Here is a 20,599-nt window from a genome sequence, read left to right as displayed (position 1 = left end):
TACTAGGACCGCCCCTTGCTCAAATTCCGTGCCCTACATAGTTGTCTCACGAACACCCCGTCGTGCTTCCACACGTATCGCACTTCATGCAGGTCCCGTTCCTTACTAGCGTGAAGTTGCCGCATTCGCCGCACATCTCGCCTTCGTAACCTTTGGCTTTCGCTTCCGCCCGGCGTTCGGCCTTGGACGGGGCCGCCTGTTGCGCCGCGCCCGCCTTGCTCCACTGCAGGGCTTCCAGCTTCTCGGTCGGCGACAGCTCGTGCTGGGCTTCCTGCTTCAGGGCGACGGCGCCTTCGACCGCGTCGGCGGCGCGGGCGGTCGGGCCGGCGGACCCGATCGAAGTCACGTTGCCGGAAGCCCGCGCGTCGGCCGCGGGCTCGCTGCCGCTGCGCATCACCACGAGATTGTCGGTGCGCGAGCGGGTCAGGCCCTTCGACAGGTACTTGTTGCTGGGCTGCTCCGGCTGCCGGCCTTCGTCGACGCCCTTGCCGATGGCGTCGAAGTTGGACTCGGTCGGGTCGACATGGGCGAGGTCGAACCGGCTCATGTAGCTGACCGCGAGTTCGCGGAATACGTAGTCGATGATCGAGGTCGCGTACTTGATCGAGTCGTTGCCCTGTACCGGGCCGTTCGGCTCGAAGCGGGTGAAGGTGAAGGCATCGACATATTCCTCGAGCGGCACGCCGTATTGCAGGCCGAGCGAGACCGCGATCGCGAAGTTGTTGATGATGGAGCGAAGCGCGGCACCTTCCTTGTGCATGTCGATGAAGATCTCGCCGAGCCTGCCGTCGTCATATTCGCCGGTGCGCAAGTAGACCTTGTGCCCGCCGACCACGGCCTTCTGGGTGTAGCCCTTGCGGCGATCCGGCATGCGCTCGCGTTCGCGCATCACCACGATGCGCTCGACCAGACGCTCCACCACCTTTTCCGAGAACGCGGCGGTGCGCGCGGCCATCGGCTTCTCCATGAAGCTCTCGATCGCGTCGTCTTCCTCGTCGTCGTCGCTGATCAGCTGCGAGTTCAGCGGCTGCGACAGCTTCGAGCCGTCGCGGTAGAGCGCGTTGGCCTTCAGCGCCAGCTTCCAGGACAACAGATAGGCTTCCTTGCAGTCCTCCACCGTGGCGTCGTTCGGCATGTTGATGGTTTTCGAGATCGCGCCCGAGATGAACGGCTGCGACGCCGCCATCATGCGGATGTGGCTCTCGACCGAGAGATAGCGCTTGCCGATCTTGCCGCAGGGGTTGGCGCAGTCGAACACGCTGTAGTGCTCGGCCTTCAGATGCGGTGCGCCTTCCACCGTCATCGCGCCGCAGATGTGCACGTTGGCGGCCTCGATCTCGCGCTTGGTGAACCCGATCGCGGTGAGCAGGTCGAAATTCGGCGCGGCGATGGCTTCGGGCTCGAGCTTCAGCGTGTCGCGCAGGAAGTCCTCGCCGAAAGTCCACTTGTTGAAGGCGAACTTGATGTCGAAGGCGGTGGGAAGGGCGGCTTCGACCTTTGCGAGAGCTTCGTCGGTGAAGCCCTTGGCTTTCAAGGTGGAAACGTTGACGGCAGGCGCGTTGGAGAGCGAGCCGTGGCCGACCGCGTAGGCCTCGATCTCGGCGATATCGGATTCACGATAGCCGAGCGCGCGCAGCGCTTCGGGCACGGCGCGGTTGATGATCTTCCAGTAGCCGCCGCCGGCGAGCTTCTTGAATTTCACCAGCGCGAAGTCGGGCTCGATGCCGGTGGTGTCGCAATCCATCACGAGGCCGATGGTGCCGGTCGGCGCCACTACCGTGGTCTGCGCGTTGCGGTAGCCGTTGATTTCGCCCAGTTCGAGCGCCTTGTCCCAAGCGGCCCTGGCGTGCTCGACGAGGTCGGCCTGCCTGCAGGAGGCGTGATCGAGCGGCACCGGCGAGACGGCGAGCGCCTCGTAGCCCCTGCTTTCACCGTGCGCGGCGCGGCGGTGGTTGCGGATCACCCGCAGCATGTGCGCGGCGTTCTTCTTGTAGCCGGGGAAGGGGCCGAGCTCCTTGGCCATCTCGGCCGAGGTCGCATAGGCCACGCCGGTCATGATCGCCGAGAGCGCGCCGCACAGCGCGCGGCCTTCCTTCGAGTCGTAGGACAGGCCCATGGTCATCAAGAGGCCGCCGATATTGGCGAAGCCGAGGCCGAGAGTGCGGAACTCGTAGGACAGTTCGGCGATCGCCTTCGACGGGAACTGGGCCATCATCACGGAGATTTCGAGCACGATGGTCCACAAGCGGCAGAGATGCTCATAGGAGTCGACGTCGAAGTGCTTGGTCGTAGTGTTGTAGAAGGTGATCAGGTTGGCGGACGCCAGATTGCAGGCGGTGTCGTCCAGGAACATGTATTCCGAGCACGGATTGGAGGCGCGGATCTCGCCGGACGCCTTGCAGGTGTGCCAGTCGTTCATGGTGGTGTTGAAGTGCAGGCCGGGATCGGCGCTCGCCCAGGCGGCGTGACCGATTTTCTCCCAGAGGTCGCGCGCCTTCAGCGTCTTCGTCACCTTCTTGCTGGTGCGGCCGATCAGGTTCCAGTCGCCGTCGGTCTCCACCGCGCGCAGGAAATCGTCCTTCAGCGACACCGAGTTGTTGGAGTTCTGGCCGGATACGGTGAGGTAGGCCTCCGAATCCCAGTCGGTGTCGTAGACCGGGAAATCGATCTCCTTGTAGCCCTGCTTCGCAAACTGGATGACGCGCTTGATCATGGGGTCGGTGACCATGGCGCGGCGGGCGAGCTTGATCTCGCGGCGCAGCGCCGGGTTCTTTTCGGGATCGAAGCAGTCGTCGCCCGAGCCTTCGCAGTTGACGCAGGCTTTCAGCACCGCCTTGAGGTGCTTCTGGTTCAGCTTGGAGCCGGTGACGAGGGCGGCGACCTTCTGCTCCTCCTTCACCTTCCAGTCGATATAGGTCTCGATGTCGGGGTGGTCGGCGTCGACCACCACCATCTTGGCGGCGCGGCGGGTGGTGCCGCCGGACTTGATCGCGCCGGCGGCGCGGTCGCCGATCTTGAGGAAGCTCATCAGGCCGCTCGAACGGCCGCCGCCGGACAGGCGCTCGCCTTCGCCACGCAGCCGGGAGAAGTTGGAGCCGGTGCCGGAGCCGTATTTGAACAGGCGCGCCTCGCGCACCCAGAGGTCCATGATGCCGCCCTCGTTGACGAGGTCGTCCTCGATGCCCTGGATGAAGCAGGCATGCGGCTGCGGGTGCTCGTAAGAGGATTTCGATTTCGTCAGCTTGCCGGTCTTCCAGTCCACATAGTAGTGGCCCTGGCCCGGCCCATCGACGCCGTAGGCCCAGTGCAGCCCGGTGTTGAACCACTGCGGCGAGTTCGGCGCGACCATCTGCTTGGCCAGCATGAAGCGCAACTCGTCATAGAAGGCCTGCGCGTCTTCTTCCGAAGCGCCGAAGTAGCCGCCCTTCCAGCCCCAATAGGTCCAGCAGCCGGCCAGCCGATCGAACACCTGCTTGGCCGAGAGCTCGCTGACATAGCGCTCGTTCTCGGGGAGGGTTGCGAGCGCCTCGGTGTCGGGCACCGAGCGCCACAGCCAGGACGGCACGGTCTCTTCCTCGACCTTCTTCAGGCGGGCGGCGACGCCCGCTTTACGGAAATACTTCTGCGCCAGCACGTCGGAGGCGACCTGCGACCAGAATTCCGGAACCTCGACGTTCTCGAGGCGAAACACCACCGAGCCATCGGGGTTGCGGATCTCCGATGTCGTCAATCTGAAATCAATGCCAGCGTAGGGTGACTGGCCTGCCGTGGTGTTGCGCCGCTCGATTCGCATATTGGTCGTGCCCCGTTCTTGTGACCGGACCGTTTCGCAACGGCCGGCTGTTTTTCCTTGAGCGAACCTCCCGGACCAAAGTTGCAGGCAACTTTGGCCGAGGGACCCGCAAGCTCTACCGGTGGATCCGGCCCTGTTTCTCTACGCACGTCCTGGCGGGAGCGCCGGCTCCGGTTCAGGTCACGCTTTCAACGCCCCAACTCATCAACCCAACTCGTCTACCTGGGCCGATTCCGGCCCGTTCTTGCCCGTTCTTGGCGCCCCCAAGGCCCGGGGAATTCCGAGAGGAATTTCCGGGAATCCGGGACAAAAAAGCCCAGCCCCGCTGCCTCAACCGGCCGGCGAAGTGGTCAATTCAGGAACCCATCTGGGAGCGACCGGCGGGACCCAAACACACTCGCGCCGAACAGGATGAAAGCTAGGACAACTCCCTCGCGCCCGTCAAGGATTAGTACGAGTTTCTGAATCAAATACTAAATATGGTGCAAAGCGGGGGAAAACAGGGGGGCGCCGAGCCCCGCTGATGCCCGCAAGTATCAGTGAGTCCTCAGGGATTCCCAAGTGAAAAAAATCTGTTTTCGTGAGCCGGCCGAGGCTTCACCCCGCTGTTCACAGGGCAACTATATTTTGCACCTCGAGGGCCCTTTGGGGGTTGCTCCGGGAAGACTCACGTGACGCTACGGGGATGTCCGGGCAGGCATGCCCGCCGGCCGATGGTCTGGAGCCCGGAAAAGCTTCAAGGTGCCTTCGATTCCATCGGTCGACTCACCCCATGAAGCTGCAAAATCCGACGGCCGCGCGTGCACCCATCACGCCCGCGGGCCTCCTGTTCCTCGCCATCACCTCGGTGGGCTGGGGCTTCAATTGGCCGGTCACCAAGTACCTCTTGAGCGAACTGCCGCCGCTGACGCTGCGCGGCGTCACCGGCGTGATCGGCGCCTGCCTGCTGGCGGCGCTGGCGCTGTTGCGCCGGCAGAGCCTGAAGGTGGATCGCGCGCTATGGCCGCGGCTGATGCTGGCGGCGCTGCTCAATGTCACGGGCTGGATGGTGCTGATGGGGCTGGCGCTGCTCTGGCTGCCCGCCAGCGAGGCCGCGCTGATCGCCTACACCATGCCGGTGTGGGCCTCGATGCTGGCCTGGCCGGTGCTCGGCGAGCGGCCGACGGTCTTGCGCACCATCGCGCTGGTGATGGCGTTTGCGGGGCTCGCCGCCATCATGGGCGGCAACGGCATTACCGCCAGCGCCGAGAAGCTGCCGGGAATCATCATGGCGCTCGGCGGCGCCATCGGATTCGCGCTCGGCACCGTGCTCGCCAAGAAGTATCCGCTGCAGATGGCGCCGATCCCGGCGGCGGCCTGGCAGATCGGGCTGGGCTGTTTTCCGATCGCGATCGTCGGCCTTCTGATCGAGACGACGCATGTTGCTGCGATCTCGCCGCTCGGCTGGTGGCTGTTGTTCTATTCCACGGTGATCCAGTTCTGCATCGCCTATGTGGCGTGGTTCGCGGCCTTGGCGCGGCTGCCGGCCTCGGTGGCGGCGATCGGCACCATGGCGGTGCCTGTGATCGGCGTGGTGGCCTCGGCGGTGGCGCTGCACGAGCCGCTCGGCCCCGGCCAGATCGCGGCATTGATCTTCACGCTCGCGGGCGTGGTGCTGGCGACGCGGTCATGACGGCCTCGGCAGGCACGCGCGCGGCGCACCGGATCTCGCCGCTCGGTCTTTTGTTCCTCGCCGTTACCTCGGTGGGCTGGGGGCTGAACTTCCCGATCATGAAGAACCTGCTCTCGGAGTGGCCGCCGCTGTCGTCGCGCGGGCTGAGCGGCCTGATCGGCGCCGCGGCGCTGGCGCTGTTTGCGGTGGCGCGGCGGGAGAGCCTGGCCGCGCCGCGGCCGATGTGGTCGCGGCTTGTCCTGGTATCGGTGCTGACGATCGGCGGCTGGGTCGCCTTCATGGGGCTGGCGCTGTTGTGGCTCAATGCCAGCGAGGCCGCGGTGCTCGCCATTTCGATTCCGGTGTGGGTGGCGCTGTTGGCGTGGCCGGTGCTGGGGGAGCGGCTGTCGCTGCTGCGCGCGATTTCACTGGCCGTCGCGCTCGCCGGCATCACCGTGCTGATCGGCGGCAATGGCATCGAGGCCAGCCTGGAAAAGCTGCCGGGATTTTTGTGCGTGCTGGCGGGTGCGGTCAGCGTCGCGCTCGGGACCGTCCTGACCAAGCATTTCCCGCTGGCGATGCCGCCGCTGTCGCTGGCGGCCTGGCAGATCGGCATCGGCTGCCTGCCGATCGCGATCGTCGGGCTCATCGTCGAGCAGCCGCATTTGGCGGCGCTGTCGGGCGTCGGCTGGGCGTCGATGGCCTATATGACGCTGATCCAGTTCTGCCTGTGTTACGTCTGCTGGTTCGCAGCGCTGGAGCGATTGCCGGCGGCGACCGCCTCGATCGGTACCCTGTTGGTGCCTGTGATCGGCGTGCTGTCGGCCGGCGCGATGCTGCACGAGCCGCTCGGTTTTCGCGAAATCACGGCGCTGGTGGTGACGCTCGGCGGCGTCACCATGGCGCTGCGGTCCTGACATAAGAAAGACGGCGCATCAGCGATGCGCCGTCCTTGAAGTCCGGAAAGCTCAGGCGCTCGTTACGGGCAGGGGTGCCGCAAGCCGTCATAGCCGAGATAGGTTCCCGATCGCACATCGTAGGAACGATAGGTCCGAATGCAGTAGGCGACCGCATCGTCGCCGACCGCGACCGCGCCGTCGTCGTAGTAGTATCCGTCGTCGTAATAGCCATACGGTGCGCCATAGTAGTAGCCGTAGCTCTGCGACGCCAGCGCGCCGCCGATGACGCCGCCGATCACCGCACCGGGGATGAAGCCGCCGCCGCCACGGTGGTGACGCCGATAGCCGCCGGCATAACCGCCGCCGTGCCAGTTCCCGCCACCGCCGCTAAAGCGCGGTCCCGGAGCGCCGCCGCCGACGAATCCGCCGCCGCCACCGCCGAATTTCGAGCCGCCGCCGATGGCCGGCGGGCCGCTGCCGCGGAAACCGCCGCCGCCACCGCCGATGGCCGAGCCGCCGCCCCCGCGGGTGGGCGGCCCGCCGCCCCCTTCCTTCCCTTGCGCGAAGCTCTCGCTCGGTGCTGCCAGCGGCAACACCAGGGCCATCGCAGCAGCGACACTCAAAACCTTCAGATCGATCATTCTCGGCTCCATCCACAGGACTTCGTCTAAACCCTCGGGGAGGGCGGACGTTCCCGGACCCCGCGCCAATCATGCGCGGCCTCCAGACTGTCAGATGGGAACTGTACCCTGAATGAACAGATTGGGCCCTTTCCGCGACATCCGGTCACTTAAAGGTGTTGGCTCCGGCTCCGGCCGGTCCGGACGAGGCGGACGAAACTGGACAATCGGGCTTGCCGATGGCATCAGAGCCCTCAACTGTTCTCGAACCGGCCGCGCCCATGAAACTGTTTCTGCTCAAGCTCTTCACATGGTGGAATGGCCAGACTTTCGGCACGCAATTGTGGACCTGGCGGTTCGGCGAGCTGGTCGGCACGGACGAGCAGGGCAACCGCTACTACCGCACCAAGGGGCGCAAGATCGATCCCACGCTCGGCTTCGAGCGGCGCTGGGTGGTCTATAACGGCTATGCCGAGGCCACCCGCGTGCCGCCGTCCTGGCACGGCTGGCTGCATCACACCGTCGATGTCGCGCCGACCGAAGAGAGCTACACCCCGCGCGAATGGGAAAAGCCGCACGTCCCCAACATGACCGGGACGCCGCAGGCCTACCGCCCGTCCGGCTCGACGCTGGCGAGCGGCCGCCGCCCCAAGGCGACCGGCGACTACCAGCCCTGGACCCCCGGCAACTGAGCTTCCAATAAATCAGGCCGGCAGGCGGCTCCGGCCCTTGCGGACCCAAATAAGTGTATTTACACTCATGTCATGAAGCGCCCCGGCGACCCCGATCTCGCGGAATACATGGCCTGCGCCGACTGCTTCTGCCTGGCGTCGCGGCAGGCGGCGCGCAAGATCACCCGTCTCTATGACGGGCACATGCAGAAATCGGGGATCCGCATCACCCAGTTCACGATCCTGTCGCAGCTGATGTTGCGCGGCGAAATGCCGATCGGCAAGCTCGCGGGGCTGCTGGGGATGGAGCGCACCACGCTGACGCGGAATCTGACGCCGCTCGAAGCCAGGAAATGGATTTCGATCAAGGCCGGCGACGATCCGCGCGCGCGCATGATTGCCATCACCGCGCAGGGGCGGGGCGCCGTCCGCCGCGGCTTTCCGTTCTGGTCCGAAGCGCAGGCCCATGTCGCCAGATTGCTGGGCGCCGACGGCGAGGCTGCGCTGAAAATTCTGGCTTCCCGCAGTCTGGGGTGAAACGCAGCTGGCGTCGCGCCGCTCCTTCATTTGGTTCGATAGGTGTAATTACATATAACGAGGAGGCTGACATGCTCGATCTGATTGGTACCACCGTCCTCACCGCTGCGATCGCGGTGAACCTGAATGCCGCCATCACCATGATGCCGCTATCGTCGGCGCAGAAGCTGACTACGGTCGCGATCGCCGGCCTGTGGATCGGGCTCGCCGTCGCGCTGGCGAGTGCCGGGGTTTACGCCGTTACCTCGACGCCGGTGCCGGCGATCGGCGTGATGGCCGGATTGCCGCTGGTGGCGGCCACCATCGCGGCGCTGTCGCTTGCGAGCGTGCGCGAGACCTTGCTGGCGCTGCCGCTGCCCCTGCTGGTGGGGCTCAACGCGATGCGGGTGTTCGGCGGTTTCTTCCTGCTGCTGGCCGCGCAAGACAGGTTGAGCGGACCGTTCCCGCAATCGGCAGGGTGGGGCGACATCATCGTCGGCCTGACCGCGATTCCGCTGACGATGACGATCGTCCGCCATCCCCAGGGCAACCGCGGCGCATTGTTCGCATGGAACCTGTTCGGCGCGCTCGACCTGATCGCCGCGGTGACGCTTGGGATCATGTCCGCGCCGGGCTCGCCGCTGCAGATCTTCGGCGAAACCATCGGGTCGTCCGCCGTCGTGATGCTGCCATGGTCGAACATTCCGACCCTGCTGGTGCCGTTCTACCTGCTTACCCACGGCATTATCTTCGCCAAACTGCGGCGGGCCAACCCGGTGGCTGCGGTCTAAAGCGGGATGGGGTTAGGTTGAATCGATTTGGGATTCCCAAATCAGCGTGTTTCTGATTCACCATGCAGGCTGGGTTAGGAGGCCAGCATGTATGGGCAAGCCTTACTCTCTGGATTTGCGCAAGCGTGTCGTGACGGCAATTGAGGGAGGGATGTCCCGCAATCAGGCCGCCAAGCGGTTTGGGGTCGCGATCAGCACGGCCATCGGCTGGATGCAGCGGGTCGAGGAGACCGGCAGCGTTGAGCCTGGCCAGATGGGTGGCCACAAGCCGAAAGCAATTTCGGGAGATCACGCGGTCTGGCTGTCGCAGCGGCTCAGGGACAGCGATTTCACCATACGCGGGCTCGTTGCCGAACTCGCCGGACGCGGCCTGAAGGTCGACTACCACTCGGTGTGGGACTTCGTGCATGCCGAGAAGCTCAGCTTCAAAAAAAAGCGTGGTGGCTGGCGAGCGCGATCGTCCCGACGTGGCGCGGCGGCGGTCCCAGTGGACAAAGTATCAAGGTCGCGTCGAAGCTGAGCGGCTGGTCTTCATCGACGAGACCTGGACCCGGACCGATATGGCTCCCTTGCGGGGATGGGCACTGCGCGGGCGCAGACTGCCCGCCAAGGTTCCCCACGGGCGCTGGAAGACCATGACCTTCCTGGCGGCCCTGCGCCATGACCGGATCGATGCGCCATGGTTCATCGAGGGACCGATCGATGGCGAGAGCTTTCGGACCTATGTCGAAAAGGCTCTCCTGCCGACCCTGCGGCCCGGCGACATCGTCGTCATGGACAATCTCGGCAGCCACAAAAGCAAGAGCGTGCGTCAGCTCATCCGTTCTGCCGGTGCCAAGCTGTTCTTTCTGCCCAAATACTCACCCGACCTGAACCCGATCGAACAGGTCTTTGCCAAGCTCAAACATCTGCTCCGAAAGGCCGCCGCGCGAACCGTCGATGCGGTCTGCGCCGTAATCGGTCAGTTGCTCAACGCCTTCACACCCCAAGAATGCGCCAACTACCTCAAAAATTCAGGCTATCGAACCTAATGCCATCACGCTTTAGCCGGTTCCGCGGATGCTGCAGTTGCGCTGCCGCGATTGGAGCGGCCTGTGAACAGCGGGAACAACGGGGACATTTGCCAGGACGCCATTGAGCGCCGGACGCATTGGTGGCTCAATGGGCCATCTTACGGAGATGGGAGACCATCGCATCGGTTCGGGCAACAGTTCGCGACTGCCCCGATATGCAGCGGCTGCCGATCAGGATGTGGCTGGGAAATAGGCCCCCGGCGCTGAGGTCCTGAAATCGCCCGTCAATGTGCAGCTGCCGTAGGACAGGAAAGGCCGTCTGGGAAACCAGGCGGCCTTTTTCTTGTGCGCCCAGCATGGGCGCACTCTTATGGGTGCAAGTCCCATCGTGAGTTGATCACAACGAACGAAGCGAAGCGCAACTGCATGAGGGAGACCGAGTGTGGGGAGGAAGCGTGGAGCGAAGCTGCGGGCCGATGAACAAGAACCGGATAGAAGGCGTTGCGGACCAGGGCGAGCGGGCAAGAAATCGCGAAGCTCTCGTGATCAAGGGGAAGCGGCGTAAATCCGGCGGTCGTGCAGTGAAGGAGTGCGTTCTTACCTGGGGAGATCTCGCCTTGTGCCCGAAAGGGCAACGGTGTCGAGCCGGAGCGAGAAGTCAGCCGAGGTCGTAGTAGTCGGTGGGAAGGCTGCGAGCCGTCTTGCAGGCGAAGGGCCGAACGAGAGGGAGTGTTCGACGCCATGTCGATGTGGCGAGCATCGCATCAGATGCCTGCGCGAGCAGGGCGGCCCGGGGTAGGACGCGGTGAATCCGCGTGTGGCTCGGGCAGCGATGAAGCTCGTCTCCCGCGGCATGAACCGAAGGACACAGGGTCAGCGCTGCTTCTAGCGGTACTGGCGAGAGAGAACCTGCAACGGGCGTGGAAGCGGGTGCGGGCCAACAAAGGCGTAGCCGGTGTAGACGGTCTGGATATTGACCAGACTGCCGCGCATCTACGCACGGCGTGGCCCGTGCTCCGCGAGCAACTGTTGTCGGGGACGTACCGGCCCAGTCCGGTGCGACGGGTGACGATCCCCAAGCCTGAGGGTGGGGAGCGCGAGCTTGGCATCCCGACGGTGACGGATCGTCTGATCCAGCAGGCGCTGCTGCAAGTGCTGCAGCCCATTCTTGATCCAACCTTCAGCGAGCACAGCTACGGCTTCCGGCCGGGCCGAAGCGCGCATGACGCCGTCCTTGTGGCGCAGTCATACGTGCAATCGGGCCGCCGGATCGTGGTGGACGTGGACCTGGAAAAGTTCTTTGACCGGGTCGATCACGACATCCTCATCGACCGCCTCCAGAAACGGATCGGGGACACCGGGGTCATCCGGCTGATCCGTGCGTATCTGAACAGCGGGATCATGGACGATGGCGTGGTCCGGACGCGCATGATGGGGACGCCGCAGGGCGGCCCGCTATCGCCGCTGCTGGCCAACGTCCTGCTCGATGAAGTGGACAAGGCGCTGGAACGTCGGGGCCATTGCTTCGTGCGCTACGCCGACGATGCGAACGTCTACGTTCGCAGCCGCCGGGCGGGCGAACGGGTGATGGCGCTGCTTCGGCGGCTCTACGGCAAACTGCGCTTGACGATCAACGAGACCAAAAGCGCAGTGACCGGTGTGTTCGGTCGCAAGTTCCTCGGCTACGGCTTCTGGCCGGGGCCGGGTGGTGTGATCAAACGCAAGGTTGCTGACAAGCCGCTGAGGACGTTCAAGCAGTGCATCCGGCAACTGACCGGCCGCAATGGCGGGCGCAGTATGCAGGATGTGGTGGATCATCTGCGGCCCTACATTCGGGGATGGAAGGCTTACTTCCGGCTGGCGCAAACCCCACGGGTCTGGCGAGAGCTCGACCGGTGGCTGCGTCATCGGCTGCGTGCCATCCAGCTCAAGCAGTGGAAGCGCGGCACGACCATGTACAGGGAATTGCTGGCGCTGGGAGCCAAGCTTGACGTTGCGCGAAAGGTGGCGGCCAACAGCCGTCGCTGGTGGCGTAACAGCGGCATGCTCCTCAACGCCGTGTTGACCCTGAACTGGTCGGACCGGCTGGGACTGCCCCGGCTCTCATGACCTCAACTTCTCGAACCGCCCGGTGCGGACCCGCATGCCGGGTGGTGTGGCAGGGGAGCGACCCAAAAGGTCGCCCCCTATGCCGATTAGAGTCGCTTCTGATCGGCGGATCGAACGGCTAAGCCAGCCGTGCCGCGGCGCGATGAATCATCTCGCCGCGGCGCGCTTGCGAGGCTGCGATCCGGTCTTTCATGAAGGCGAGGATTTCCGGCGGTGCGGTATCCGGCGAACCGGCATTGAACGGCGGCGCCGGGTTGTATTCGAGCCTGAGCTGAACCGCCTCGGCGGTGCGCCGGTCGACCAGGATCGACACCAGCGTCAGCGCGAAATCGATGCCTGCGGTAACGCCGCCGCCGGTGATGCGGTTGCGGTCGACGCAGACCCGCGTCCTGGTCGGCGTCGCGCCGAACTCGCCGAGATAATCGATCGCGGTCCAGTGCGTGGTCGCGCGATAGCCTCTCAGCAGGCCGGCCGCGCCCAGCACCAGCGATCCCGTGCACACCGAGGTGATGTATTTGGCGCCGCCGGCCTGCTTGCGCAGGAAGGCGAGCATCTCCTCGTCATTGACCATGTCGTCGGTGCCGAACCCGCCCGGCACGCAGATCACGTCGAGCTGCGGGCAATCGGCGAAGCTGACGGTCGGCGTGATCGTCAGCACCGAGTCGCTGGCGACCGGTTCGATCCGCTTCCAGATCAGATGCACCTTGGCGCCCGGCACGCTGGAGAACACCTGCAGCGGCCCGGTGAAGTCGAGTTGCGTTACCCGCGGAAACAGCACGATACCGATCTGAAGCGGCGCGGACATGATGAGATCCTTTCGAAGTTTTTTAGGATTTGCCGCCGCAAATTCAGTCGTCATGCCCGGACTTGATCCGGGCATCCATCCATTTCGAAGGAGTCCTTGCGAAGAGGATGGATTGCCGGGTCAAGCCCGGCAATGACGAGGAATGCGGCGCGTCAACGCTTGACGTGTGGATGATGGCATGGTCGGCTCATGTCCGAAATGCCATATTTCCCTCATTTAAGGACATCGCCAAGATCATGATCGGCGTGCTGATATTTCCCGATTTCCAATTGCTGGATGCCGCCGGGCCGATCTCGGCGTTCGAGGTCGGGGCCCGCTTCGCGCGCCAGCCGCCGTCGATCAAGGTGCTGGCGGTGAAGCCGGGCCCGGTTCGCAGTTCTTCCGGCGTCGAGATGCTGGCGCGCGGCCTGCAGCCGTCAGCCGCGATCACGACCCTGATCGTGGCCGGCGGCGAGGGGGTGCGGGAGGCGGCGACCTGCGCGAAGACGCTCGGCTTCGTGCGGAGATTGGCCAAGCGCGGTATCCGCGTCGCCAGCGTGTGCTCCGGCGCCTATATCCTGGCCGAAGCCGGCGTGCTCGACGGCCGCCGCGCCACCACGCACTGGCAGCGCACCCGGCACTTCCTCAAGGCCTATCCGCGGGTGAAGCTGGAGCCCGACCGGATCTTCGTCCGCGACGGCAATATCTGGAGTTCGGCCGGGATCAGCGCCGGCATCGATCTGTCGCTGGCGATGGTCGCGGAAGATTACGGCGACGAGATCGCGCAGCAGGCCGCGCGCCAGCTCGTGCTCTACCACCGCCGCAGCGGCGGCCAGTCGCAATTTTCCTCGCTGCTGGAATTGAAGGCGCCGACGGGGCGGTTCGGGCCGCTACTCGCCTGGGCGCGCGAACATCTCGACGCGCCGCTGACGGTGGAGGACATGGCCGAGCAGGCCGGCATGAGTTCGCGGCACTTTGCGCGTGCCTTCATTGCCGAGACCGGCACCACGCCGTCGAAGGCGGTGGAGCGCCTGCGAATCGAAGTAGCCCGCCAGCGCGTGCAGTCCTCCTCTGAGGCGATCGAGCGTGTCGCTGAAACCACCGGCTTTCGCGATCCCGAGCGGATGCGCCGCGCCTTCATCCGCGCCTTCGGCCAGCCGCCGCAATCGCTGCGCCGCGCGGCGCGGGCGGGGCAGCCATAGCGTTTTCGAGCGAAGTGGGTACCGGTTCGCGTGAAGAAAACGCGTCAAGCAAAACCATTACTTCAGCGGCACGTCGGCGTGCCAGCCGAGCACGACGAGCATCACGAAGAATCCTATCACGTAGGCGACGGTGACGAACCAGCCCTGGGTGATCCAGCGTCCGACCGACTTCGCTTCCGGATACATGTTGGACAGCGCCACGCCGGCCGAAGAGCCGAACCAGATCATCGAGCCGCCGAAACCAACGGCATAGGCGAGATAGCCCCAGTCGTAGCCGCCTTGCTTCAGCGCCAGCGCGGTGAGCGGGATGTTGTCGAACACCGCCGAGACGAAGCCGAGACCGAGCGCCGTCTGCCACGAGGCAATGGGGAGTTTTTCGACCGGCATCATCGAGGCTGCGGTGACCAGCGCCAGCAGGAAGATGGTGCCCTTGAAAGTCTCCGGCATGACCTTCCAGTCCGGCGCCCGCAAGCCCGCGGTCAGCAGGATGACGGCCCAGACCGCAAGCCCGAGCACGGGGATCGTATCCAGAAGCGCCGGGAATTTCAGGTTCGCCGTGATGTTGGCCGCCAGCGCCGCCGCCAGAATGGCCGCGACGATGAACACCCGCGCCGGGTCGATCTTCAATCCCTTCGGCGGATCCTTTTGAATCGGAGAGTACCGATGCTGCTGGATCGACGCCGGAACGGCGAACACCAGCATCGCAATGATGGCGGCAACATAGGCTTCGACCACGCTGAGCGGGCTGACGCCGGCGATCCACATCATGGTCGTGGTGGTGTCGCCGACCACGCTGCCGGATCCGCCAGCGTTCGAGGCCGCAACGATGGCGGCGAGATAGCCGATATGAACCTTGCCCTTGAAGACGTGCCGCGCCACCGTGCCGCCGATCAGGGCGGCTGCGATATTGTCGAGAAAGCTCGACAATACGAACACGATGCACAGCAGCGCGAGGCCGCCCTTCCAGTCGTCGGGCAGCAGCGCCGGCATCTCGTCCGGAATTCGGCTCTCCTCGAAATGCCGGGACAATAGCGCAAATCCCATCAGCAGCAGGAACAGGTTGGCCAGCGTGACCCATTCATGCGCCATATGGTGGCCGAGACCGCCGAGGCCGACGCCGAATTTGAATCCGGTGAAGGCCAGCTTGTAGACAATGATGGCCGCAAGCCCGGTCAGCGCCACTGGAAGCGTGTGGCGATGGAACAGCGCCACGCCGAGCAGCGTCAGCGCGAACAGGATGAAATCGACGGGTATTCCAAACACCACGATCGGTTCGATCACGACGGCCTCGACAACGGTTGGAGGAAATTCAAGACGCGAGAGTGGATGATCCCGCGCCGTATACCCGAACGCTAGTTCAGCGCCTTCAGCCAGATGCCGATCTCGCTTGCGGCGACGTTGGCCTGCTGCAGCAATTTGCCCATGGTGAAGAAGCCGTGGAACTGGCCGGGAAAGTGCCGGTACGTCACCGGCACGCCGGCTTCCTTCAGTTGCCTCGCATAATCGTCGCCTTCGTCGCGCAGGGGATCGGCGCCGGCGGTCAGCACATAGGCCGGCGGCAGGCCGATCAGGGTTTTGGCTCGCGCCGGCGATGCCCGCCAGTCGTGCACGTCGGCGGCGCCGTTCAGATAATGATCGCTGAACCAGCGGATCACCGAATGCGTCAGCAGGATGCTGGTCTCCGGCTCGCGGTGCGAAGGATGCGTCATGGCAAAATCGGTGGCCGGATAGATCAGCACCTGGCCTGCGATGGCGGGCCCGTTGCCGTCGCGGGCGGCGATCGCCACCACCGCGGCGAGGTTGCCGCCGGCGCTGTCGCCGCCGACGCTCAGCCTTGAAGCATCGATGCCGAGTTGCTTTGCGTTTTCGGCAATCCACTTGGTCGCAGCGATCGAGTCATCCACCGCCGCCGGGAATTTGTGTTCGGGCGCCAGGCGATAATCGACCGAGATCACGATCATCTGTCCTTCGTCGGCGAGCTTGCGGCACACCACGTCGTGGGAATCGAGATCACCGATCACCCAGCCGCCGCCGTGAAAGAACACCAGCACCGGCGCCAGACCGTCGGCCTTGCGCGGATGCTTCGGCGTGTAGACGCGGGCCGGGATCGAGCCGTGCGGGGCGGGGATCGAAAGCGGCTCCACCGATTCAAGCTCGGGCGGCTCCGGGTTGGAGACGACGCGGCCGGCCAGGTAGAACTCGCGGGCTTCCGCCGGCGACAGCGTTTCGTAGGGCGGGCGGCCGGCTTCCTGGAAAGCCTTGAATACGGCGGCGGCATCGGGATCGAGAATGGCGGGCATGGGGAGACGACCTCAGTTGCGAATTGTATTGTTGTCATTCCGGGGCGCACGCGAAGCGGGCGAACCCGGAATCTCGAGATTCCGGGTTCGCGCTTTCAGCGCGCCCCGGAATGACGCTTTACGCGGCGGTGCGTCCGCCATCGACGGTGTAGGCCGAGCCGGAAACATAGCTTGCTTCGTCGGACGCCAGGAAGGCCACGATGGAAGCGACCTCGGAGGCCTGTCCCAGTCTCCGCGCCGGAATCCGGTCGACGATCTTGTCGTTGGGAGGAGGCGCGTTGCCGGGGCTGCGGCCCTGCAGGATGGTGCTCAGCATCCGGCTGTCGATCAGGCCGGGGCAGACGCAATTGACGCGCACGCCGGTGCCGGTGCATTCCCACGAAGCGGTCTTGGTCAGCCCGATCACCGCATGCTTGCTGGCGCTGTAGACCGCGATCAGCGGCGATCCCATCAGGCCGGCGATCGAGGCGGTGTTGATGATGCTGCCCTTGTTCTGCTTCAGCATCACGGGCAGCACGTGCTTCATCCCCAGGAACACCCCGACCACGTTGACGTCGAGCACACGGCGAAAGCTCTCCAGCGAATATTCGGTGATCGGCTTGATGTCGCCCTCGATGCCGGCGTTGTTGTAGAAGGCGTCGATGGTGCCGAATTTTTCGATTGCAGCGCGGACATAGCCTGCGACCTCATCCTCATCGGTGACGTCGGCGGTGACGGTCAGCGCCTGCGCCGAGGCGGGCAGGTCCTTGATGGCGGTCCTGAGGTCCTGCTCCCTGCGGTCGACCGCGACCAGGCGGGCGCCGCGTTCGGCCAGGAGCCGCATGGTCGCGGTTCCAATGACGCCGGCCGCTCCCGTGACAACGGCAACCCTGCCGTCCAGCCGAATTCGATCGGTCATGTCTGGTGTTTCCCCTTCTGCTCCGGTTGTCCCGGATTTCTGCTGGTTCGGCGCGGTGGCCCGCGCAAACGATCGCCGGGCGCGACTATTTCATTTGTGGCAGGGGCTGACCAGTGGGGCGGAGGAAAGGCAAACCGCCCTTTCCCCGCCGTATTCGCCGTGTTAACCGGAGCCCCTGCGAGCGGCGATAGGTCCTGTAGGATGTCGCTGGCCCGATTCGCCTGTTAAAGCTGCGAGATGTTTCGAACCATTGCCCTGACCTGTCTTGCGGCCCTGGTAGCCGCCACGACGATCTCGCTTGCGCCGCCGGCGCGCGCGCAGATCGGCAATATCTTTTCCGATCCCGCGCCGCGGCCGCCCGGCGCCATCCCGCGGGGCGGTCAGCCGCAACAGCAGCCCGACGACGACGAGGAAGTGCCGGAGCTGCCGCGGGGCCGGCTGCTGCCGACCCCCAACCGGCCGCCGCCGGGGCAGGGCGCGCCGCCTCCCGGATCGGTGCAGTCGCAGCCCCTGGCGCCGCCGCCCGGCACCACCGTCATCCCCCAGAATACCCAGCCCGGCATTGCGGTGGCGCCGCCGCAGCCCGGCGCCGCGCCGCTGCCGGGATTGCCGCCGGGACAGCGCCAGCCGAAGGGTGTGCCGCAGTCCCCGGCCTCGCTGCAACCCGGCGACGAGGTGGTCACCGAGCCGCCGGCGCAGAAGATCGTCAACAAGAAGGCGAGCTTCTCCGGACTCGACAAGATCACCGGGCGCATCATCAATTTCGACGAGGATATCGGCGAGACCGTCCAGTTCGGCGCGCTGCGGGTGAAAACCGACGCCTGCTACACGCGCCCCGCCACCGAGGCCGCCAACACCGACGCCTTCGTCGAGGTCGACGAGATCACGCTGCAGGGCGAGGTGAAGCGGATTTTCTCCGGCTGGATGTATGCCGCGAGCCCCGGCCTGCACGGCGTCGAGCATCCGATCTACGATATCTGGCTGACCGACTGCAAAGGTCCGGAAACCACCATCGTGACCGCGGCGCCCGAGGTGGTGAAACCGCCGCCACCGCCGCCGCAGCAGAAGCGTGCCCCGCCGAAGCAGCAGGTCCAGCGTTCATCGCCGCCGCCACAGCCGCAATTCCAGCAGCAGCCCCCGCCGCCGCCCCCTCCGCAGCAGCGGCCCGGCGGCCTGTTCGGCGGACTGTTCGGGAATTAGCCGAGATCGCCTACGGAGCTAGCCGCGCGCGGCGATGATCTCCAGCGCTTCTGCGCCGCTGACGGGACGATCAACCCTTAGCTTCAGGAAATCGGCGTTACCGCCCTTGATCGCCTTGTCGAGCAGCGCGATATAGCGGCGCCGCGAGATCTCGACCGCGCCGAAGCTGCGCAGATGCTCGGTGACGTATTGGGTGTCGAGCAGTTCGAAGCCGCCTTCGATCAGCCGCGCCACCAGATGCACCAGCGCCACCTTGGAGGCGTCGCGGGCGGTATGAAACATGCTCTCGCCGAAGAAGGCGCGGCCGAGGCTGACGCCGTACAATCCGCCGACCAGGTCGCCGTCCTGCCAGGCCTCCACGCTATGGGCATGCCCGATTGCGTGCAAGCCCACATAGAGATCGCGGATGCGCTTGTTGATCCAGGTGTCGTCGCGGCCTGCTTGCGGCGCGGCGCAGCCTGAGATCACCGCCTTGAAGGCAGTGTTGACCGTGACGGTGAATACGTCGGAGCGCACGGTGCGCTTAAGCCGCGAAGAGACGCGAAAGCCGTCGAGCGGGATAACCCCGCGCATTTCCGGCTCGACCCAGAACAGGGTCGGATCGTCGGCGCTCTCGGCCATCGGGAAGATGCCGCAGGCATAGGCGCGCAGCAGCACTTCGGGCGTGATGTCGGAAGAGGCGGAGTCGCGTGACGTCATGCGCTGCAGGATAGCAGGGCGAAGGCGGGCGAGGCTAGCTTGCAGCCTTGGCCGGGGGCAGCCGGCCGGCTAGCCGGCCAGATACTGTTCAAGCCAGTGGATATGGTAATCGCCGTCGATGATATCGGGTTCCCGCACCAGGGCGCGGAACAGCGGCAGCGTGGTCTCGATGCCTTCCACCACCATTTCGTCCAGCGCGCGGCGCAGCCGCATCAGGCATTCGCCGCGGGTCTTGCCATGGACGATCAGCTTGCCGACCAGCGAGTCGTAATAGGGCGGGATGACGTAGCCCTGATAGACCGCGGAATCGATCCTCACCCCGAGGCCTCCCGGCGGATGATATTGCATGATCTTGCCCGGCGAGGGCCGGAAGGTCTGCGGATTTTCCGCGTTGATCCGGCATTCGATGGCGTGGCCGATAATCTGGATCTCATCCTGCGTCGCCGGCAACTCGCCGCCGGCGGCGATGCGGATCTGCTCCAGCACCAGATCGATGTCGGTGATCATCTCGGTGACGGGATGTTCGACCTGGATGCGGGTGTTCATTTCGATGAAATAGAACTCGCCGTCCTCGTACAGGAATTCGATGGTGCCGACGCCGAGATATTTCATATCCTGCATCGCCTTGGCGCAGGTGGCGCCGATCTTGGCGCGCGCCGCCGCCGCCAGCACCGGCGAGGGGCCTTCTTCCCAGACCTTCTGGTGGCGCCGCTGCAGCGAGCAGTCGCGCTCGCCGAGATGGATGGCGCCGCCGCGGCCGTCGCCGAGAATCTGGATTTCGATGTGGCGCGGCTTCTGCAGGTATTTTTCGAGATAGACCGAGGCGTCGCCGAACGCCGACTTGGCCTCGTTGGAAGCGGTCGACAGCGCCAGCATCAGGCCTTCGGCCGAGTGCGCGACCTTCATGCCGCGGCCGCCGCCGCCGGCTGCTGCCTTGACCAGCACCGGAAAGCCGATCTCTTGCGCGATCGCCATGGCGTCGTCGTCGGGGCCGACGCCGCCGTCGGAGCCCGGCACCACGGGAATGCCGAGCCGCTTGGCGGTCTTCTTGGCCTCGATCTTGTCGCCCATCAGGCGGATGTGCTCGGCCTTCGGCCCGATGAAATGCAGATTGTGTTCGGCGAGGATTTCGGCGAAGCGGGCGTTTTCCGACAGAAAGCCGTAACCGGGATGCACCGCGTCCGCGCCGGTGATCTCGCAGGCGGCCAGCAGCGCCGGCACGTTGAGGTAGCTGTCCTTCGACGGCGGCGGGCCGATGCAGACGCTCTCGTCGGCGAGCCGCACATGCATGGCGTCGGCGTCGGCGGTGGAATGCACCGCGACGGTGGAGATGCCGAGTTCCTTGCACGCGCGCAGGATGCGCAGTGCGATCTCGCCGCGGTTGGCTATCAGGATCTTGTCGAACATGGGGTTCCTAAGGGGCGAATGGCGAATAGCGAGTGGCGAATGGTCG

17 protein-coding genes are annotated in these 20,599 nt (G+C 65.2%); 9 read left to right on the top strand and 8 right to left on the bottom strand.

Annotated features, from left to right (window positions below; translation table 11 throughout):
- Positions 1–46: 46 nt before the first annotated feature.
- The gene (locus tag KMZ29_RS16075; protein WP_215620164.1) at positions 47–3,793 is read right to left on the bottom strand and encodes a vitamin B12-dependent ribonucleotide reductase; all 3,747 of its coding nucleotides are present in this window, start codon (positions 3,791–3,793) and stop codon (positions 47–49) included.
- A 772-nt stretch (positions 3,794–4,565) separates the two neighbouring features.
- Here KMZ29_RS16075 and KMZ29_RS16070 point away from each other — a divergent pair.
- Both KMZ29_RS16070 and KMZ29_RS16065 read left to right on the top strand, forming a co-directional pair.
- Entirely contained in the window at positions 4,566–5,465 is a 900-nt protein-coding gene (locus KMZ29_RS16070; RefSeq protein WP_215620163.1) for a DMT family transporter, read from the top strand.
- A complete protein-coding gene (locus KMZ29_RS16065) occupies positions 5,462–6,361 on the top strand; it encodes a DMT family transporter (protein WP_215620162.1) in 900 nt (299 codons plus the stop codon). Before KMZ29_RS16070 ends, KMZ29_RS16065 begins: the two co-directional genes overlap by 4 nt.
- 62 nt (positions 6,362–6,423) lie before the next feature.
- On the opposite strand, the gene KMZ29_RS16060 is transcribed toward KMZ29_RS16065, so the two are convergent.
- Positions 6,424–6,984: a BA14K family protein gene (locus KMZ29_RS16060; RefSeq protein ID WP_215620161.1), complete on the bottom strand. Its 561-nt coding sequence runs from the start codon at positions 6,982–6,984 to the stop codon at positions 6,424–6,426.
- Positions 6,985–7,244: 260 nt separating this feature from the next.
- Between KMZ29_RS16060 and KMZ29_RS16055 the strand changes: the two genes are divergently transcribed.
- The 5 genes from KMZ29_RS16055 (at position 7,245) to ltrA (ending at position 12,063) form a co-directional block, all read left to right on the top strand.
- Complete coding sequence (locus KMZ29_RS16055; protein ID WP_215620160.1) at positions 7,245–7,655, top strand: NADH:ubiquinone oxidoreductase subunit NDUFA12; 411 nt, start codon at positions 7,245–7,247, stop codon at positions 7,653–7,655.
- Between the two features lie 72 nt (positions 7,656–7,727).
- On the top strand, positions 7,728–8,171 hold the full coding sequence (locus tag KMZ29_RS16050) for a MarR family winged helix-turn-helix transcriptional regulator (protein WP_215620159.1): 444 nt from the start codon (positions 7,728–7,730) through the stop codon (positions 8,169–8,171).
- A gap of 71 nt (positions 8,172–8,242) precedes the next feature.
- Positions 8,243–8,941 (top strand): DUF8737 domain-containing protein, encoded by a 699-nt coding sequence (locus KMZ29_RS16045; RefSeq protein ID WP_215620158.1) that lies wholly within the window; start codon positions 8,243–8,245, stop codon positions 8,939–8,941.
- A gap of 91 nt (positions 8,942–9,032) precedes the next feature.
- Positions 9,033–9,972 (top strand): IS630 family transposase gene (locus KMZ29_RS16040; protein ID WP_369810016.1). Its coding sequence is split into 2 segments (ribosomal slippage): positions 9,033–9,368 and positions 9,370–9,972, totalling 939 coding nucleotides; the frame shifts between segments, so codons are not numbered across the junction.
- Positions 9,973–10,695: 723 nt separating this feature from the next.
- Positions 10,696–12,063: a group II intron reverse transcriptase/maturase gene (ltrA, locus tag KMZ29_RS16035; RefSeq protein WP_440131713.1), complete on the top strand. Its 1,368-nt coding sequence runs from the start codon at positions 10,696–10,698 to the stop codon at positions 12,061–12,063.
- 118 nt (positions 12,064–12,181) lie between these two features.
- On the opposite strand, the gene KMZ29_RS16030 is transcribed toward ltrA, so the two are convergent.
- A complete protein-coding gene (locus KMZ29_RS16030) occupies positions 12,182–12,868 on the bottom strand; it encodes a DJ-1/PfpI family protein (protein ID WP_215620157.1) in 687 nt (228 codons plus the stop codon).
- Between the two features lie 236 nt (positions 12,869–13,104).
- Here KMZ29_RS16030 and KMZ29_RS16025 point away from each other — a divergent pair, with 236 nt between their 5' ends.
- Entirely contained in the window at positions 13,105–14,049 is a 945-nt protein-coding gene (locus KMZ29_RS16025; protein WP_215620156.1) for a GlxA family transcriptional regulator, read from the top strand.
- 57 nt (positions 14,050–14,106) lie between these two features.
- Here KMZ29_RS16025 and KMZ29_RS16020 read toward each other — a convergent pair whose 3' ends face one another.
- The 3 genes from KMZ29_RS16020 to KMZ29_RS16010 all read right to left on the bottom strand — a co-directional run bounded on the left by KMZ29_RS16020 (position 14,107) and on the right by KMZ29_RS16010 (position 17,247).
- Complete coding sequence (locus KMZ29_RS16020) at positions 14,107–15,327, bottom strand: SLC13 family permease (RefSeq protein ID WP_369810132.1); 1,221 nt, start codon at positions 15,325–15,327, stop codon at positions 14,107–14,109.
- Between the two features lie 74 nt (positions 15,328–15,401).
- Complete coding sequence (gene lipP1 / locus KMZ29_RS16015) at positions 15,402–16,349, bottom strand: LipP1 family hormone-sensitive lipase (protein ID WP_215620154.1); 948 nt, start codon at positions 16,347–16,349, stop codon at positions 15,402–15,404.
- A gap of 118 nt (positions 16,350–16,467) precedes the next feature.
- Complete coding sequence (locus KMZ29_RS16010) at positions 16,468–17,247, bottom strand: SDR family NAD(P)-dependent oxidoreductase (RefSeq protein ID WP_215620153.1); 780 nt, start codon at positions 17,245–17,247, stop codon at positions 16,468–16,470.
- Between the two features lie 237 nt (positions 17,248–17,484).
- Here KMZ29_RS16010 and KMZ29_RS16005 point away from each other — a divergent pair, with 237 nt between their 5' ends.
- The gene (locus tag KMZ29_RS16005; RefSeq protein WP_215620152.1) at positions 17,485–18,447 is read left to right on the top strand and encodes a DUF2155 domain-containing protein; all 963 of its coding nucleotides are present in this window, start codon (positions 17,485–17,487) and stop codon (positions 18,445–18,447) included.
- Positions 18,448–18,465: 18 nt separating this feature from the next.
- Here the strand turns inward: KMZ29_RS16005 and aat are convergent, their stop codons facing one another.
- Together aat and accC are read right to left on the bottom strand one after the other, a co-directional pair.
- Entirely contained in the window at positions 18,466–19,146 is a 681-nt protein-coding gene (gene aat, locus KMZ29_RS16000; RefSeq protein WP_215620151.1) for a leucyl/phenylalanyl-tRNA--protein transferase, read from the bottom strand.
- Between the two features lie 69 nt (positions 19,147–19,215).
- Positions 19,216–20,553, bottom strand: a complete 1,338-nt coding sequence (gene accC, locus KMZ29_RS15995; protein WP_215620150.1) for an acetyl-CoA carboxylase biotin carboxylase subunit — start codon at positions 20,551–20,553, stop codon at positions 19,216–19,218.
- Positions 20,554–20,599 lie beyond the last annotated feature (46 nt).

The sequence above is a fragment of the Bradyrhizobium sediminis genome (genome assembly GCF_018736085.1).
GTDB lineage: Bacteria > Pseudomonadota > Alphaproteobacteria > Rhizobiales > Xanthobacteraceae > Bradyrhizobium > Bradyrhizobium sediminis.
The sequence above is the reverse complement of the archived record's forward strand: the minus strand, read 5'-3'. Positions and strand labels throughout refer to the sequence as shown.

What these genes read in the sequence shown, in the direction of transcription:
- KMZ29_RS16075 (WP_215620164.1), bottom strand. Translation starts at nt 3,793, where the DNA reads ATGCGAATCGAGCGGCGCAACACCACGGCAGGCCAGTCACCCTACGCT.
- KMZ29_RS16070 (WP_215620163.1), top strand. Translation starts at nt 4,566, where the DNA reads ATGAAGCTGCAAAATCCGACGGCCGCGCGTGCACCCATCACGCCCGCG.
- KMZ29_RS16065 (WP_215620162.1), top strand. Translation starts at nt 5,462, where the DNA reads ATGACGGCCTCGGCAGGCACGCGCGCGGCGCACCGGATCTCGCCGCTC.
- KMZ29_RS16060 (WP_215620161.1), bottom strand. Translation starts at nt 6,984, where the DNA reads ATGATCGATCTGAAGGTTTTGAGTGTCGCTGCTGCGATGGCCCTGGTG.
- KMZ29_RS16055 (WP_215620160.1), top strand. Translation starts at nt 7,245, where the DNA reads ATGAAACTGTTTCTGCTCAAGCTCTTCACATGGTGGAATGGCCAGACT.
- KMZ29_RS16050 (WP_215620159.1), top strand. Translation starts at nt 7,728, where the DNA reads ATGAAGCGCCCCGGCGACCCCGATCTCGCGGAATACATGGCCTGCGCC.
- KMZ29_RS16045 (WP_215620158.1), top strand. Translation starts at nt 8,243, where the DNA reads ATGCTCGATCTGATTGGTACCACCGTCCTCACCGCTGCGATCGCGGTG.
- ltrA (WP_440131713.1), top strand. Translation starts at nt 10,696, where the DNA reads ATGTCGATGTGGCGAGCATCGCATCAGATGCCTGCGCGAGCAGGGCGG.
- KMZ29_RS16030 (WP_215620157.1), bottom strand. Translation starts at nt 12,868, where the DNA reads ATGTCCGCGCCGCTTCAGATCGGTATCGTGCTGTTTCCGCGGGTAACG.
- KMZ29_RS16025 (WP_215620156.1), top strand. Translation starts at nt 13,105, where the DNA reads ATGATCGGCGTGCTGATATTTCCCGATTTCCAATTGCTGGATGCCGCC.
- lipP1 (WP_215620154.1), bottom strand. Translation starts at nt 16,349, where the DNA reads ATGCCCGCCATTCTCGATCCCGATGCCGCCGCCGTATTCAAGGCTTTC.
- KMZ29_RS16010 (WP_215620153.1), bottom strand. Translation starts at nt 17,247, where the DNA reads ATGACCGATCGAATTCGGCTGGACGGCAGGGTTGCCGTTGTCACGGGA.
- KMZ29_RS16005 (WP_215620152.1), top strand. Translation starts at nt 17,485, where the DNA reads ATGTTTCGAACCATTGCCCTGACCTGTCTTGCGGCCCTGGTAGCCGCC.
- aat (WP_215620151.1), bottom strand. Translation starts at nt 19,146, where the DNA reads ATGACGTCACGCGACTCCGCCTCTTCCGACATCACGCCCGAAGTGCTG.
- accC (WP_215620150.1), bottom strand. Translation starts at nt 20,553, where the DNA reads ATGTTCGACAAGATCCTGATAGCCAACCGCGGCGAGATCGCACTGCGC.